Source organism: Nesterenkonia sp. AY15, assembly GCF_022565855.1.
Lineage (GTDB): Bacteria > Actinomycetota > Actinomycetes > Actinomycetales > Micrococcaceae > Nesterenkonia.
The window spans coordinates 696,484-711,592 of sequence record NZ_JAJOYV010000001.1; the positions used below are offsets into that span (position 1 = coordinate 696,484).

Annotated in this window: 12 protein-coding genes and 1 tRNA gene; 10 read left to right on the plus strand and 3 right to left on the minus strand. The window is 68.1% G+C overall.

All coding sequences use genetic code 11. From position 1 onward, the window contains the following. Positions 1 to 33: 33 nt before the first annotated feature. The 3 genes from LSI54_RS03160 to LSI54_RS03170 are packed head-to-tail and all read left to right on the plus strand — an operon-like array spanning position 34 to position 2,817. Positions 34 to 1,137: a metal ABC transporter substrate-binding protein gene (locus LSI54_RS03160; protein ID WP_241477740.1), complete on the plus strand. Its 1,104-nt coding sequence runs from the start codon at positions 34 to 36 to the stop codon at positions 1,135 to 1,137. Continuing rightward, the gene (locus LSI54_RS03165; protein WP_241464300.1) at positions 1,130 to 1,936 is read left to right on the plus strand and encodes a metal ABC transporter ATP-binding protein; all 807 of its coding nucleotides are present in this window, start codon (positions 1,130 to 1,132) and stop codon (positions 1,934 to 1,936) included. The genes LSI54_RS03160 and LSI54_RS03165 overlap by 8 nt, the downstream gene beginning before the upstream one ends. Then, positions 1,936 to 2,817, plus strand: a complete 882-nt coding sequence (locus LSI54_RS03170; RefSeq protein WP_370644380.1) for a metal ABC transporter permease — start codon at positions 1,936 to 1,938, stop codon at positions 2,815 to 2,817. Before LSI54_RS03165 ends, LSI54_RS03170 begins: the two co-directional genes overlap by 1 nt. A 3-nt stretch (positions 2,818 to 2,820) precedes the next feature. Here LSI54_RS03170 and LSI54_RS03175 read toward each other — a convergent pair whose 3' ends face one another. Beyond that, entirely contained in the window at positions 2,821 to 3,246 is a 426-nt protein-coding gene (locus tag LSI54_RS03175) for a Fur family transcriptional regulator (RefSeq protein WP_241469976.1), read from the minus strand. A gap of 38 nt (positions 3,247 to 3,284) precedes the next feature. On the opposite strand from LSI54_RS03175, the gene LSI54_RS03180 reads away from it, so the two are divergent. Then, complete coding sequence (locus LSI54_RS03180) at positions 3,285 to 3,719, plus strand: HIT family protein (RefSeq protein ID WP_241464303.1); 435 nt, start codon at positions 3,285 to 3,287, stop codon at positions 3,717 to 3,719. A 40-nt stretch (positions 3,720 to 3,759) separates the two neighbouring features. On the opposite strand, the gene hrpA is transcribed toward LSI54_RS03180, so the two are convergent. Next, entirely contained in the window at positions 3,760 to 8,031 is a 4,272-nt protein-coding gene (gene hrpA, locus LSI54_RS03185; protein WP_241477741.1) for an ATP-dependent RNA helicase HrpA, read from the minus strand. Positions 8,032 to 8,226: 195 nt separating this feature from the next. Here hrpA and LSI54_RS03190 point away from each other — a divergent pair. The 3 genes from LSI54_RS03190 (at position 8,227) to LSI54_RS03200 (ending at position 11,065) form a co-directional block, all read left to right on the plus strand. Beyond that, positions 8,227 to 8,310 (plus strand) — tRNA-Leu (locus tag LSI54_RS03190). Between the two features lie 233 nt (positions 8,311 to 8,543). Then, on the plus strand, positions 8,544 to 9,734 hold the full coding sequence (locus LSI54_RS03195; protein WP_241477742.1) for a sulfurtransferase: 1,191 nt from the start codon (positions 8,544 to 8,546) through the stop codon (positions 9,732 to 9,734). 89 nt (positions 9,735 to 9,823) lie between these two features. Next, positions 9,824 to 11,065: a YeeE/YedE family protein gene (locus tag LSI54_RS03200; protein ID WP_241477743.1), complete on the plus strand. Its 1,242-nt coding sequence runs from the start codon at positions 9,824 to 9,826 to the stop codon at positions 11,063 to 11,065. Positions 11,066 to 11,092: 27 nt separating this feature from the next. Here LSI54_RS03200 and LSI54_RS03205 read toward each other — a convergent pair whose 3' ends face one another. Next, positions 11,093 to 11,854, minus strand: coding sequence for a lysophospholipid acyltransferase family protein (locus LSI54_RS03205; RefSeq protein ID WP_241469972.1), 762 nt, complete (start codon positions 11,852 to 11,854; stop codon positions 11,093 to 11,095). 65 nt (positions 11,855 to 11,919) lie between these two features. Here LSI54_RS03205 and LSI54_RS03210 point away from each other — a divergent pair, with 65 nt between their 5' ends. The 3 genes from LSI54_RS03210 to LSI54_RS03220 all read left to right on the plus strand — a co-directional run bounded on the left by LSI54_RS03210 (position 11,920) and on the right by LSI54_RS03220 (position 14,978). Beyond that, positions 11,920 to 12,666, plus strand: coding sequence for an alpha/beta hydrolase (locus tag LSI54_RS03210; protein ID WP_241464312.1), 747 nt, complete (start codon positions 11,920 to 11,922; stop codon positions 12,664 to 12,666). Next, on the plus strand, positions 12,663 to 13,058 hold the full coding sequence (locus LSI54_RS03215) for a hypothetical protein (protein WP_241469971.1): 396 nt from the start codon (positions 12,663 to 12,665) through the stop codon (positions 13,056 to 13,058). Before LSI54_RS03210 ends, LSI54_RS03215 begins: the two co-directional genes overlap by 4 nt. Positions 13,059 to 13,154: 96 nt before the next feature. Then, positions 13,155 to 14,978 (plus strand): AMP-dependent synthetase/ligase, encoded by a 1,824-nt coding sequence (locus tag LSI54_RS03220; protein WP_241475239.1) that lies wholly within the window; start codon positions 13,155 to 13,157, stop codon positions 14,976 to 14,978. Positions 14,979 to 15,109 lie beyond the last annotated feature (131 nt).

Genomic DNA, 15,109 nt, shown 5'->3' on the forward strand with positions numbered 1-15,109 from the left:
CGACAGCGCCTCCCCACGACGAAAGTACGATCCATGCCCGCGCCACGTCTGCTTCCCTCCGCCGCCCTGCTGGGCGCCACGACCCTGTTGCTCAGCGCCTGCACCGGCTCGGCGGGCTCGCCCGACGAGGACGGCGGCGCCGCGGCAGACCAGGGCGAGACGCTGAGCGTGGTCACCTCCACCGACGTCTACGCCGACCTGGCCCAGCAGATCCTCGGCGACACCGCCGAGGTCACCGCGCTGGTGGACAACGCCGCGGCGGACCCACACTCCTACGAGGCCACCCCGCAGGATCGGCTGACCGTGGACGGCGCCGACGTGATCCTCGCCAACGGCGGCGGGTATGACCCCTTCCTCGCCCGTCTGGCCGTCACCTCAGGCAAGGAGGACGCGGTCTATCAGCTCCTCGAGGGCGAGAATGCCCACGCCGAGGAGGACGAAGGGGAAGACGCCGAGGACGAGCACGACGACGACCGTGCTGAGGACGACCACGACGAGGACGACCAGGCTGAGGACGACCAGGCTGAGGACGACCAGGCTGAGGACGACCACGCCGAGGACGACCAGGCTGAGGATGCGCACGAGGGACACGGCCACTCCGACGATTTCGTCAACGAGCACATCTGGTATGACCTCGCCGCGATGAGCGACTTCGCCCGGGACTTCCATGAGCACATGGCCGAGATCTCCCCGGAGAACGCCGAGCTCTACCAGGACAACGCCGCCGCCCTCGCCGAGGAGATCGACGCCATGGATCAGCGGAACCGGGCCATCGACGCCGACGGGATGAGCTTCCTCGCCACCGAGGCCGTCTCGCAGTTCCTGCTCACCGACGCCGGCTTCGAAGACGCCACCGACCCGCAGTTCCTCGCCGCGATCGAACACGGTGACGACGTCTCGGCCCGGATCTACCAGCAGGCGCTGAGCGCCGCCGCCGATCAGGAGATCGATCTGCTCTCCTATAACCCGCAGACCGAGACCAACCAGTCCGCGCAGATCCGAGAGGCCGCCGAGGACGCCGGCGTCGCCGTCCTGGACTTCAACGAGACCATCGGCGACGAGCACGACTCCTACCTGGAGTGGATGGACGCCAACATCACCGCCGTCGAGACTCTGGTCGAGGAGTCGCGTGGCTGACCCGCTGGTGACGCTGCGCGACGCGAGCGTCGGGTTCAGCGGCCGCACCCTCTGGGAGGGTCTGGACCTTGATCTGGCTCCGGGTGAGTTCCTCGCCGTGCTGGGGCCCAACGGGGCCGGGAAGTCGACGTTCCTGAAGGTCCTGCTGGGACTGACCAGACTCACCTCCGGATCGGCAGAGATCGCCGGTGCCCCGGTGCGCCGCGGCAGCAGCCGGGTCGGCTACATCCCGCAGCAGCAGACCATGCCCGAAGAGACCCCGCTGCGCGCCCGTGACATGGTCGCGCTGGGTCTGGACGGGCACCGGTTCGGCATCCGACTGCACCCCCGCGCGCTGCGCCGCCGCGTCGATGAGCTGCTCGAGGCAGTGGGCGCCACCGCCTATGCGGACATGCCGGTGGGGCTGCTCTCCGGCGGGGAGCAGCAGCGACTGCGCGCCGCCCAGGCGCTGGCCTCGAACCCCGCCGTGCTGCTCTGCGACGAGCCGCTGCACTCGCTGGATCTGCACCATCAGCAGGCCGTCACCGAACTCATCCGACGCCAGGCCGTGGAGCGTGGCTCCGCGGTGGTCTTCGTGACCCACGAGATCAACCCGGTGATCGAACACGTCGACCGGGTGCTCTACTTCGCCCGCGGACAATACCGGATCGGCACCACCGCCGAGGTCATGCGCTCCGAGGTGCTCTCCGAGCTGTACGGCTCCTCGGTGGACGTCATCGAGCACAAGGGACGGCTTCTGGTCATGTCCGCCCATGACGAGGGCTGCCACCACCACCCCGAGGAGCTGGCGCTGCCATGATGGAGACGCTGACCGGCTCATTCACCACCGAAGGCTATTGGGAGTTGTTCTCCCTGGTCCGGAACTCGGTGATCACCGCCGGTGTGCTCGGCCTGATGGGCGGCCTGATCGGGGTCTTCATCATGCTCCGCCGGACCGCTCTGGTGGTCCACGGCATCGCCGAGATCTCCTTCGCCGGAGCGGCCCTGGCGCTGCTCATCGGAGTCGACGTCGTCGCCGGTTCAGCGCTGGGCGCCGTCGCAGCCTCGGTGCTGATCGGGGTGCTCAGCCTGAAGGACCGAGACACCTCCGCCGTGACCGGGGTGCTGATGCCTTTCGGACTCGGACTCGGCATCCTCTTCCTCTCGCTCTACCAGGGGCGCAGTGCGAACAAGTTCGGGCTGCTCACCGGGCAGATCGTCGGCGTGGACGACATCCAGACGCAGACCCTGGTGACCGGCGCCGTGGTGATCAGCATCGTGCTGCTGCTGATCTGGCGCCCGCTGATGTTCGCCTCGGTGGACCCGCAGCTGGCCCGGGCCCGCGGGGTCCGGGTCAACCTGCTCTCCATGGTGTTCATGGTGCTGCTCGGCGTCGCGGTGGCGATGTCGGTCCAGGTGGTCGGGGCGCTGCTGGTGCTCGCGCTGCTGGTGGTGCCTGCGGCGGCAGCGCTGAAGGTCACGGTGCGTCCGTATCTGGCAGTGCTGCTCTCGATGCTCTTCGCGCTGATCTCCTCGGTGGGCGGGATCATGCTCGCGATCACCGGCACGGTGCCGATCAGCCCATACATCACCACGATCTCCTTCATGATCTACGTGGTCTGTGTGCTCGTCGGCCGCGGCGGTCGCAACCGCCGACGTCAAGCCGCAGCCGTGCTGACCGGCTGGCCGCTGACCGCCTGAGCCTCAGCTGCGGGCGATGGCGGCGCAGCTGGCGCAGAGCCCGAAGATCTCCAGCGTGTGCCGGACCTCGGTGAAGTCGTGCTCCTGCGCGAGCGTGGTCGCCCAGTCCTCGATGACGGGGGCCTCGAACTCAACGGTGAGGCCGCAGGAGCGGCACACCAGATGATGGTGGTGCTCCTCGCGCTCACAGAGCCGGAAGATCGCCTCACCGTCGTCGGGGCGCAGCACGTCGACGAGTCCCTCTTCCTGATGTGACTGCAGCACCCGGTACACCGTGGCCAGGGAGACCTTCTCGCCGCGACCGTCGAGGATCTTGTGCAGATCCTGGGCGCTGACGAAGTCGTCGAGGGAGTGCAGGGCGGCCCAGACGGCACGTTTCTGTCGCGTGGATCGGCCGCGTGCCGGAGGGGTGGAGGTTCTCTCGTTCATGCTCGCTCCAGACTAGCAGTCAGGCTTAGAGTAGATGCATGAGCACAGTCTTCAGCAAGATCATTGCAGGTGAGATCCCGGGCCGCTTCGTCTGGCAGGACGAGACCTGCGTCGGGTTCCTGTCCATCGCCCCGATGGCCTACGGGCACACTCTGGTGGTGCCGCGGCAGGAGGTGGACAAGTGGACCGATGCAGAGGGCTCTCTGATGGCGCACCTGTTCCAGGTGGCGCACCGGATCGGCAAGGCCCAGGTCGAGGCCTTCGGCTCCCAGCGGGCCGGGCTGAGCATCGCCGGCTTCGAGGTGCCGCACCTGCATCTGCATGTCTGGCCGTCGAACTCGATGTCGGATCACAGCTTCGCCCATGCCGACGACGACCCGGACCAGTCCCGGATGGACGAGTCCGCCGAGAAGCTGCGGGTGGCGCTGCGCCTGATGGGCGACGCCGAGCACGTCCCCGCCGAGAAGGACTGACCCACCGGCCCAGCGGCCAAGAAGTCCAGCCGCCAGAAGCTCAGGGGCGCGAAGTCTTGATCGCGCGGCGGATCCGCTTGACCGAGACCGTCTGCGCGGTGCCCAGCTGCTGGGCGAAGAGGTTCACCCGAAACTCCTCGAGCATCCATTTCACCTGCGCGAGCTCCGCGGGCACCGGCAGCTGCGCCGGGACTGCCTCCAGCGCGGCGTCGTACTCATCCTCCAGCTCCTGGACCGCCGCCATGTCTTGGGCGTCGCGGGTCAGCCCCTGTCCTGACTCCAGCCGATCCAGCCGGGTCTTCATCGCCTGCAGGTAGCGCGGCATATGCTGCAGCTGCGCCTGGCCGGTGGCGGTGACGAAGCCGGGGTGGACCAGCTGCTGGAGCTGGGCGGTCATGTCGCTGCGCGCGGCCTTCAGCGCCGGAGAGCTGACCCGCTCCAGGCGTGAGCCGAGCTCTGTGGAGAGGCTCAGGACCTGCGCGAGCACATCGGTGAGCCGCAGCACCGTCTCGATCAGCTCGGCCCGGCAGTTCCGGGCGATCACCTCGAACTCCGCCTCGCGGTAGGGCAGCTGCACGGGCACCAGGTGAGCCAGCGCCGCCGTCGTCGCATCGGAGACCAGCGATTCCACGGTGCCGTGCGGCGACTGGCTGAACGCCAGCCGCTCCCGGTTGCTCAGATGATCCAGCACATAGCGCTGCGGGGAGGGGAGCACCTCGCGCAGCAGCGCGACGACGCCGGCCCGGTGGACCCGGGCCTGCTCGGCGGCGGAGTCCTGGATCGTGTAGGAGACGCCCTGGGCGGTCTGCTTCGCAGAGTCGGCCCCGGCACCGTCGCCGGAGCCGCCCCCGGCACCGTTGCCGACGCTGCCGGCCGGAGCCAGGGCGGGATAGCCGATGATCTGGCGCCCGGAGACCACCGTGGTGATCTCCTGGGGCAGATCACCGAAGGTCCACGAGGTCTGCTGCTGCCTGCCCGCCGGGACAGAGGATGCGGGCTTCTGTGGCTTCTTGCCGCGACCGTTACGCGTCTGCGCGGCGGCGGCGGACGGAGCCGAAGACCCGGACTGAGCCTGCGATGCAGCGCCGGGGCGACCCGGCTGCTGTGCTGGCTGCCGGCCGTCGGCGGTCTGCTCCTCCGAGAGGCTGCGCCCGATGGCCTCGCGGTTCTCCCCGGAGAACCGGATCTGGAGCTCACGCAGGTCGAAGCCGCTGTCCAGGACCCGGCCGCGCTCACTGATCACCGCGAAGGTGAACCGCAGGTGCTCGGGCAGCGCGCTGGTGTCGAAGACCTCCGGATCGACCACATGTCCCTTGAGCTGGCGCAGCACCGCGGCCAGCGAGCCGGTCAGCGAGTCCACGCCCGGGGTGAAGTCCTGCTCCAGCCCGGCGCGGGCCTTCGCGGCGACGTCGGGGGCGGGGACGAAGTTCTTCCGCACCGGTTTGGGCATGTTGCGGATCAGCGCGGTGATCAGCTCGGTGCGCAGCCCGGGGATCAGCCAGTCGAAGCGCTCGGGCTGGAGCTGGTTCAGGAACACCACCGGGACCCGCACCGTGACGCCGTCGGCCGCCGCGCTGGGGGAGGAGCCGGACTCGGCGGTGTATCGGGTGGGGTTGAACTCGTACTGCAGCTCGAGCGCCAGCCCGTCGTGATCGAAGTGCTCCGGGTAGGAGTCGATGTCCAGCTCGTCGGCCGCCTGCGCCATGAGCTCGACGTCGGTGAGGTCCAGCAGCTCAGGGGTTGTGATGCGCTGGTTCTTCCACCAGGAGTCGAAGTGCCGCTGCGAGACGATGTTCTCCGGGATCCGCGCGTCGAAGAAGTTGAACAGCTCCTCATCCGAGGCGCGCAGGTCCTTGCGGCGGGTGCGGTTCTCGAGCTCGTCGAGCTCGGCGAAGCGCTCCCGGTTGCGCCGGTCGAAGTGGTGCCGGGTGGACCAGTCCCCGTCGACCAGGGCGCGCTGGATGAACAGCTCGCGGCTGTATTCGGGGTCGACCTTGGAGTAGAGCACCTGCCGGTCAGCGATCACCGGGACCCCGAAGAGGGTGACCTTCTCGGTGGCCACCACGGCGCCCTGGCGGGCGGACCAGCGCGGCTCCGAATGGCTGGTCTTCACCAGGTGCGGGGCGAGCTCCTCCACCCACGCGGGGTCGATCTTCGCCACCGAGCGCGCCCAGAGCCGGGAGGTCTCCACCAGCTCGCTGGCCATCACCCAGTCGTGGTTCTTCTTGAACAGGTGCGAACCCGGGAACACCGCGAAGCGGGTCCCGCGGGCACCCTGATAGTCCCGGGTGCGGGGATTGTAGAGACCCACATGGCTGAGCAGCCCGGAGAGCAGCGACTGGTGGATCTGGTCATGCTTAGCCGCAGGATCCACCGCGGGCAGCTTCTTGCCCCGGCGCCCGGAGGAAGCATGACGCCGGCCGGAGCCCTTTCCGCTGAACTCCACCTGATCGGCGATCTCGGTGAGCTGGCTGACCAGCTCCTGCCATTCCCGCACGCGCAGGTAGTTCAGATGTTCGCGGTGACAGAGCTTCCTGAACTGGTTGCCCGAGAGCTCGGTCTGCTTGTCCTGCAGGTAGCGCCAGAGGTTCAGCAGCGCGGAGAAGTCGGAGTTCTCATCCTTGAACCGGGAGTGGAGCTCATCGGCCTGCGCCCGCTTCTCGGCCGGACGCTCCCGGGGATCCTGGATCGAGAGCGCCGCGGTGAGCACCGTGACCTCGGGCAGGCAGTCCCGGCGGGCCGCCTCGACCATCATCCGGGCCATCCGCGGGTCCACCGGCAGCTGGGAGAGCATCCGCCCCACAGGGGTCACCGCGCTGGTGCCGCGACCCTTCCTGCCACCCGCCTGGGATCCTGAGTCGGCTCTGAGGCTCAGCGCGCCGAGCTCGGTGAGCAGCCGGACGGCGTCGTTGACCGCCTTGGAGTCGGGCTTCTGCACGAAGGGGAAGTCCAGCAGATCTTCGGGGGTCCGTGTGATGCCCATGGAGGACATCTGCAGCAGCACCGAGGCCAGGGAGGTGCGCAGGATCTCGGGATCGGTGAAGGCCGGTCGGGAGTCGAAGTCCTCCTGTGAGTACAGCCGGATGGCGATGCCGTCGCTGGTCCGTCCGGACCGGCCGGAGCGCTGATTGGCGCTGGCCTGAGAGATCGCTTCGATGGGCAGCCGCTGCACCTTCGTCCGGGTGGAGTAGCGCGAGATCCTGGCGGTGCCGGTGTCGATCACATACTTGATCCCGGGCACCGTCAGGGAGGTCTCGGCCACATTGGTGGCCAGCACGATCCGGCGGCGGCCGCCGGGGGAGAAGACCCGCTTCTGCTCCGCCATGGAGAGCCGGCCGAAGAGCGGGAGGATCTCCGAGCCGCGCAGCCGTCGGTCCGCCGCGATGGTCTCGGTGAGCGCCTCCGCCGCGTCGCGGATCTCGCGCTCCCCGGGGAAGAAGATCAGCACGTCGCCGTCGGGTTCGGCGCTGAGTTCCAGCACCGCGTCGCTGACCGCGTCGAGGAGATCCCGCTCCTCATCGGCCGCGGCCGGGACCTTGGCACCCGGCTGCGAGCCGCGCTGGGGTGTGCGCTGGGGGATGCGCGAGTCGCCGTCCTCGGTCTCACCGAAATGCTCGGACTCGTCGAAGTCCTCGAGCTCCGCCTCTGGGTTCACCGGGCGGTATCGGATCTCCACCGGATAGGTGCGTCCGGAGACCTCGATGATGGGCACGTCGGAGGTCTCCCGGGTCCAGTTCTCCGGGTCCGGGCTGAAATGCCGGGCGAAGCGCTCCGGGTCGATCGTGGCCGAGGTGACGATCACCTTGAGGTCAGGCCGGGAGGGCAGCAGTCGACGCAGGTAGCCCAGGATCACGTCGATGTTGAGGCTTCGCTCGTGGGCCTCGTCGATGATGATGGCGGAGTAGCGCTGCAGGTTCGGGTCGCGCTGGATCTCCGCGAGCAGGATGCCATCGGTCATCAGCTTCACGGCGGTGGACCCGGAGACCTCGGCGTTGAACCTCACCTGGTAGCCGATGTCGCGCCCCACCGAGGTGCCCAGCTCCTCGGCCAGCCGCTCGGCCACGGTGCGGGCGGCCAGGCGGCGCGGCTGAGTGTGGCCGATCATCCCCTGGTTGTGCAGCCCGAGCTCCAGGACCATCTTCGGCAGCTGGGTGGTCTTGCCGGAGCCGGTCTCCCCGGCGACGACGATGACCTGGTGGTCGGTGAGGGCCTTCAGGATGCGTTCGCGCTCGCCGCTGACCGGAAGCGCAGGGGGATAGGCGAGGTCCTCGGGGGACCAGGACTCGCGGCGGGCTGTTCTGGGCTCAGACATAACCCTCCAATACTAGGGTTGATGCGGGGCGCGGCTGGCAACGCCGGGCGGGCGCAGCCAGGTGAGCCGCCCGGGGGTCCCTGCGGCAGCCCGGCGATTAGGCATCCGGTCCAGAGTATGGGTAATATGTTTCTCGCTGCCGGGGAGCGATCGCCGGTTGTGAGACAGGCCCGAAAGAGCCTGAACAGCAGGTATGCGCGAGTGGCGGAATAGGTAGACGCGCTGGCTTCAGGTGCCAGTGCCTTCACGGGCGTGGGGGTTCAAGTCCCCCCTCGCGCACAGAGTATCGAACAACAGCGAAGGCCCCGTCTCCGATGATCACGATCATCGGAGACGGGGCCTTCGCTGTGTCCGGACCTCCTTTTCCTGCATCGGGGCGGGTCCTTGGGCATGGCGCATCCACGGCGCCCGCAAAGAATGTGTCTCTATGTGAACGCAAAGTTGTACATAGTTGAAGATAATGTCTCATAGTGGTGCTCAGCACACTTCGTCCCACTACGAGAGGCGCACCGATGAGCACCGATGAGACGACTGCCGGGCCAGCGGCCCCGGCGCCGAAGAAATCCCCGGGCAAGACCGTGATCGCCGTGGTCGCCGCGACGGCACTGGCCGGGACGGCTGGCTTCGTGGTGGCGAACTCCACGGGAGATGACCCGGCACGCGGCTCGTCCACCGCATCCGGGGCCGCCGAGACCGGCGACGGCGAGACCGCCACCACGGTCGTGGCCGTTGACATTCCGGGGGAGAATCGCGGGTTCGACGACGTCCACACCGATGAGCCGCTGGTCAGCACCGACTGGCTGGCTGAACGCCTCGATGAGGGAGACCTCCACGAGCAGGACATCGTGCTGCTGGACGTCTCGGAGGATCTGCCCAGTTCCGAGCTCACCCCATACGCCGAGGCGCACATCCCGCAGGCACAATATGTGGAATGGTCTCAGGATTTCACCGCGCCGAACACTCGTGAGTTCATCTCCGCCGAAGCGTTCACCGAGCTGGCCCAGTCGCTGGGCATCAATGAGGACTCGACCGTGGTCCTCTACGGGGACAACAACAACTGGTTCGCCGCCTACGCCTCCTGGGTGTTCAACCTCTACGGCGTCGAAGACGTGGTGCTGCTCGACGGAGGTCTGCACAGATGGGAGCTCTATGACGAGCGCAAACTCGTCGAAGAGGTTCCCGCGGTTCCGGCGGGGAACTTCCAGGCCAGTCCGCAGAACCACGACATCCGCGCCTTCCAGCCTGAGGTGCTCGAGGTTGCGGAGCAGAACACCGAGGCCGACGGCGACGCCGTGGCCGCCGTCAACCTGGTCGACATCCGTTCGGCCGAGGAGCACGACGGCGAGGTCGGCGTGGACCCCGACATCTTCCAGGGCGAGGGCGCCGCGGTGTGGGGTCACATCCCCGGCTCCGTGAACGTCACCTGGACCCAGATCGTCGACGAGGAGACCGGAGAGTTCCTCTCCGCCGAGGAGATCCGCAGCATCTACGAAGCGGCCGGGGTGGACTTCCAGAACCCGATCATCGCCTACTGCCGGATCGGGGAGCGCGCCTCCCACACCTGGTACGCGCTGAGCCAGATCCTCGGCGAAGAGGTCAAGGTCTACGACGGCTCCTGGTCGGAATGGGGCAACAGCGTCGGGGTGCCGGTGGCGAACAACTCCGGGCAGCGCGCCGGACTCTGGGGCCAGTCCGGAGACTGACCTCTGCCACGTGACCTCTGAGCGTGGAACATCTCAGGAACCGGGCCCGCCGCGGTGGGCCCGGTTCCCCTGTGCAGGAAGGGAACCTCATGACCGTCGACGTCAGAGCAGACCGAGAGCTGGGCTGGACCCGTGCGGACACCGTCCGCACCACGATCGCGGTCGCAGTCGCAGCGGTGCTGCTGGGACTGGCCTGGTATCTCTCCGCCACGGAGGGGGAGGGGTTCGGTGGCTCCAACGCCGCCCTGATGCTGCTCGTCGGTGCAGGGCTGGGCATCCTGTTCGAGCGCGGCCGGTACTGCTTCTTCTGCGTATTCCGAGACCTCTTCGAGAAGCATGACAGCAGAGGGGTGTACGCGATCCTGGTCTCGATCGCTGTCGGCACGATCGGATACGCGGTGATCTTCTCCACCCGGATTCCCACGCCCACCGCGGACAACGTGCCGACGGACGCGCATATCGCCCCGGTCTCGCTGGCGCTGGTCATCTCCGGACTCGCCTTCGGGCTGGGCATGGTGATCTCCGGGGGCTGCATCGCCGGGCACCTGTACCGTCTCCCGGAGGGTCACCTGCGGTCCATACCGGCCCTGCTCGGCGTCGTCCTGGGCTTCGGTCTCGGGTTCCTCAGCTGGGACACCATGTACTCCCGGTTCATCCTCGGCTCCCCGGCCACCTGGCTGGCGGCGGGCAACGGGTACGCGCTCGCGGTGCTGCTGCAGCTCGGCGTGCTGGTGTGCCTGGGGGTCTGGCTGCTGCGCTGGAACCCGCCGGTCCAAGGTCGAGGCGACCGGACGGTGGACGCCACCGAAGTTCGACGGCTCGTGTTCTTCAAGCGCTGGCCGGCGCTGTTCACCGGCTCCAGTGTCGGAATCCTGGCGATTCTGGCCTACTACAAGGACCAGCCGCTGGGGGTCACCCAGCAGATCTCCTCGATGACCCGGACGTCCATGACCGAGGCCGGCTGGATGGAGCGCCTCATGCCGGGGCTCGACGAGCGCCTGGCCGGATGCGTGGCCATCGTGGTCCACACCATCACCACCAACGGCTGGCTGATCGTCGGGATCGTATTGGCTTCGCTGGCCGTGGCGCTGCCGGGTCGGCGCGTGCGGCTCGAGAAGACCACGGCGTTCAACTCGGTCACCGCCCTCGGCGGAGGGGTGCTGCTGGGCTGGGGTGCGATGATCGGGCTGGGCTGCACCATCGGGGTCCTGCTCTCCGGGACGCAGGCGCTCGCGCTCTCCGGATGGGTGTTCGGCGCGGCGATCGTCCTCGCGGCCGGCCTGGGGTTCCGCTTCGGCCTGCACCGGAAGGCTGCGCCGGGGGTGTTCTGAGCGCCCCGGGATGTGGGCGTGCCTCGCCTAGTCGGCGGACGGGTCCACGGTGCGGCGCCCGCTGTGGTGGCGCAGCGCCTTGCGCGCCGCCTTCGCGTCGGCCTTCTCCGCCTCCAGCTGACGCTTCACATCCGAGGCGTACACATCGACGTATTCCTGGCCAGAGAGCCGCATGATCCGGTACATGATCTCGTCGGCCACGGCGCGCTGGGCGAAGCGATCCTCGGCGTTGTCGTAGTACGACTCGAAGGTCATCGGTTCGCCCACGATCATCCCCACCCGGCCCAGCCGGGGGATGTTCTTCCCGATCGGCTGGACCTTGTCGGTGCCGATCAGGGCGATCGGGATCACCGGAGCGCGGGTGTTCAGCGCCAGCCGCGCGATGCCGAGCTTGCCGCGGTAGAGCCGCCCGTCCGGGCTGCGCGTGCCCTCGGGGTAGATGCCCAGCACCTCTCCGTCGCGCAGCGCCTGCTCCCCGGCGTTCAGCGAGTCCTGGCTGGCCTTGCCGCCTGAGCGGTCCATCGGGATCTGGCCCGAGAGGTCGAAGAACTTCCGCATCCCCCACCCGTAGGCGCCTTGTTTGCCCCAGTAGTCGTCCTTCGCCATGAAGTGCACCTGCCGAGGCACCTTCACCGGCATGAACACCGAATCGGAGAAGGACATGTGGTTCGACGCCAGGATCGCCGGACCTTCGCTGGGGATGTTGTGCAGGCCGCGGACCCAGGGGCGGAACACCGTGTTGACCACCGGGGCCACGACGAATTTCTTGGCGACGCTGTAGAACGACACGGTGTGAGGGGGTCCTTTCAGGCGGCTGAGCTTGGAGACCACTGTAGAGGCAATAGAGTGAAGGAATGGACATGTCCGGCTTCGGAGTTTCCGTCTTCCACGGATTCACCTCCACGCCCGCTTCGATGCGCCCGCTCGCCGACGCGCTGCAGGCGGCAGGCTTCACGGTGGATCTCCCGCTGCTGCCCGGTCACGGCACGAGCTGGGAGGAGCTGGCGAGCACCCCGCGCGCTGAGATCATGCGCGCGGCGCTGGCCAGCTACGACCGGCTCGCCGCCCGCTGCCCCCGGGTGGCGACCGTGGGCCTTTCGATGGGAGGGTCGCTGGCGCTGCATGTGGCAGCCCACCGTGGGGTGGAGGCCGTCTCGGTGATCAATCCCGGACTCCGGCTGGCGCCGCTCACCGGACCGAAGGCCTGGGCGCTGGGCCGGATCCGGCCATCGGTGGCGAGCATCGCCGGAGACATCGCCAAGCCCGACGTCGTGGAGGAGGCCTACGCGCAGACCCCGCTGCGCGCCGTCGTCGAGCTCGACCGACTCTTCGCGCAGGTCCGCCGCGAGCTTCCGGTGCTCGCCCGTCGGGGCACGCCGGTGCTGCTGTTCCGCTCAGGCGTGGACAACGTCCTGCCCCCTTCCTCAGCCGATACCCTGGGCAGGGCGCTCTCGGCGGAGCAGCTCGAGGTCGTGGCGCTCACCCGCAGCCAGCACGTGGCGACGCTTGACCATGAGGCCGAGATCATCCACGAGCAGCTGATTGATTTTCTTCACCGACGGCACCACGCCGCCGAGCCCCCTGAGAGGATGGCGCCATGAGCACCTATCGCGACGACGAACCCAGCAGAGTCTTCGGTCGAGGCGGCCGCTCACGGCCGCTGCCCGGCCAGGGAGGTCCGGGCCAGGGTCAGGGCGGCCCGGGTCAGGGTCCCCGGGATCACAGCGTGGATGACTCCGCGCTCGAAGAGATCGACGACTTCCAGCCGCCCAACCCGAAGAACCCGCTCGCCGGCGCCAAGCCTGCCGTGGTGCTCGGGGCGGTGCTCAGCATCGGCGCGATCCTGGCGCTGATCATCGTGCCGTTCCTGCCGCTGAATGCGCCCGGCTGGACCGTGCCTGCGCTGATCGGCGTGGTGCTGGCCGGACTGGTCATCCTCTTCCTGCAGATGCCGCGCAGCCGCACCGGGTCAGGCGACGGCGCACAGGTCTGAGCAAGTTTTCCGCGGGGACACGAATCATCCAGCTACCGTTCAGTAATGAGCTGTGAGACGATGATGTGAGATAGCACACACGATGGAGGAGTCCCCGTGAAGGAAATCGCAACACCGCCCGCAGTCGATGTTCCCGCCGAGCTGAACATCACTGACCTGCTCGAACGTCAGGTCACCGCGGACCCGCAGAACATTCTCTTCGGTCGCCAGCTCACCCCGGGCCAGTGGACCGACGTCAGCGCCGCCGAGTTCCGCGACCAGGTGGTGCAGCTCGCCAAGGGCATCATCGGTTCCGGCGTCGAGGTCGGTGACCGGGTCGCCATCATGGCCCCCACCCGCTACGAGTGGACGCTGCTCGACTTCGCGATCTTCTACGCCGGCGCCGTGACCGTGCCGGTCTACGAGACGTCTTCGCCCTCCCAGGTCGCGTGGATCATCGAAGACGCCGGCGTGAAGCTGCTCGTCGCCGAGACCCCGGCCCACCAGAAGATCGTCGAGCGCGCCGTCGCCCAGGAGAACCTCACGGGTCTGGGCAACGTCTACACCATCGAAGGCTCCGGCCTGGATCAGCTGCGCGCCAAGGGCGCTGAGGTCACCGAGGCGCAGGTCGCCACTCGACGCAGCGCCGCCGTCGGTGCTGACCTCGCGACGATCATCTACACCTCCGGGACCACCGGGCGGCCCAAGGGCTGCGAGCTGACCCACTCGAACTTCACCGAGCTCTCGCTCCAGGCGCTGGGCTCCTCGCTGGGCACGGTGGTCGACAAGAACGCCTCCACGGTGATGTTCATCCCGCTGGCCCACGTCTTCGCCCGCTTCATCTCCGTGCTCGCCGTCGCCGGCGGCTCCCGGGTCGGACACACCTCCGACATCAAGGAGCTGGTGGACGACCTGGGCACCTTCCACCCGACCTTCCTGCTGGCGGTGCCGCGGGTCTTCGAGAAGATCTACAACGCCGCGATGCTCAAGGCCGAGTCCGACGGCAAGGGAGCCATCTTCGAGAAGGCGGCGAACACCGCCATCGAATGGTCCCGCGCCAAGCAGAACGGCAAGGTCCCCTTCACCCTGGGGCTCAAGCACACGGTCTTCGACAAGCTCGTCTACTCCAAGCTGCGCGCCCGGATGGGCGGACAGGTCGCCCATGCGGTCTCCGGCGGCTCGCCGCTGGGGGAGCGGCTCGGCCACTTCTTCTACGGCGTGGGCGTGCAGATCCTCGAGGGCTACGGGCTGACCGAGACCACGGCGCCGCTGACCGTGAACACCCCTGCGCTGAGCAAGATCGGCACCGTCGGGGCGCCGCTTCCCGGATGCGCGGTGAAGATCGCTGAGGACGGCGAGATCCTCGGCCGCGGCATCTGCGTCTTCCGCGGCTACCACAACCGGCCCGAGCTGAACCAGGAGATCTTCACCGACACCGGCTGGTTCCGCACCGGCGACGTCGGCACCCTGGACTCCGACGGCTGCCTCACCATCACCGGCCGCAAGAAGGAGATCCTGGTCACCGCGACCGGGAAGAACGTCTCACCGGCCCAGCTGGAAGACCTGATGCGCTCCGACGCGATCGTCTCCCAGGCTGTGGTGGTCGGCGACAACCGGCCCTTCGTGGCGGCGCTGATCACCCTGGACGAGGAGACCCTGCCGCAGTGGCTCGAGCGCAAGGGACTGGACCCCAAGACTCCGGTCTCCGAGCTGGCGAAGCACGAGACGATCATCGCCCACGTGCAGTCGGTGGTCGACCGGGCGAACGAGTCGGTCTCCCGCGCCGAATCGATCCGCGACTTCCGGCTGCTGCACACCGACTTCACCATCGAATCCGGCCACCTCACCCCCTCCCTGAAGATCAAGCGACCTGTGGTGATGAAGGACTTCGCCGAAGAGGTCGAGGCGCTCTACACCGAGGCTGCCGCCAAGAAGGGCTGAGCAGCAAGAGACGCTGAAACCTTCAGACGTCGATCGATGCAGAACAGCTGAGGAGCCCGGGGGCGCACACCGCCCCCGGGCTCACTCCGTCCGCATGATGGAATGGCGCTCCGCCATTAGGTGCGCCCGTG

Coding starts and splice junctions, on each gene's coding strand:
- LSI54_RS03160 (WP_241477740.1), top strand. CDS start 34: ATGCCCGCGCCACGTCTGCTTCCCTCCGCCGCCCTGCTGGGCGCCACG.
- LSI54_RS03170 (WP_370644380.1), top strand. CDS start 1,936: ATGGAGACGCTGACCGGCTCATTCACCACCGAAGGCTATTGGGAGTTG.
- LSI54_RS03175 (WP_241469976.1), bottom strand. CDS start 3,246: ATGAACGAGAGAACCTCCACCCCTCCGGCACGCGGCCGATCCACGCGA.
- LSI54_RS03180 (WP_241464303.1), top strand. CDS start 3,285: ATGAGCACAGTCTTCAGCAAGATCATTGCAGGTGAGATCCCGGGCCGC.
- hrpA (WP_241477741.1), bottom strand. CDS start 8,031: ATGTCTGAGCCCAGAACAGCCCGCCGCGAGTCCTGGTCCCCCGAGGAC.
- LSI54_RS03195 (WP_241477742.1), top strand. CDS start 8,544: ATGAGCACCGATGAGACGACTGCCGGGCCAGCGGCCCCGGCGCCGAAG.
- LSI54_RS03200 (WP_241477743.1), top strand. CDS start 9,824: ATGACCGTCGACGTCAGAGCAGACCGAGAGCTGGGCTGGACCCGTGCG.
- LSI54_RS03210 (WP_241464312.1), top strand. CDS start 11,920: ATGGACATGTCCGGCTTCGGAGTTTCCGTCTTCCACGGATTCACCTCC.
- LSI54_RS03215 (WP_241469971.1), top strand. CDS start 12,663: ATGAGCACCTATCGCGACGACGAACCCAGCAGAGTCTTCGGTCGAGGC.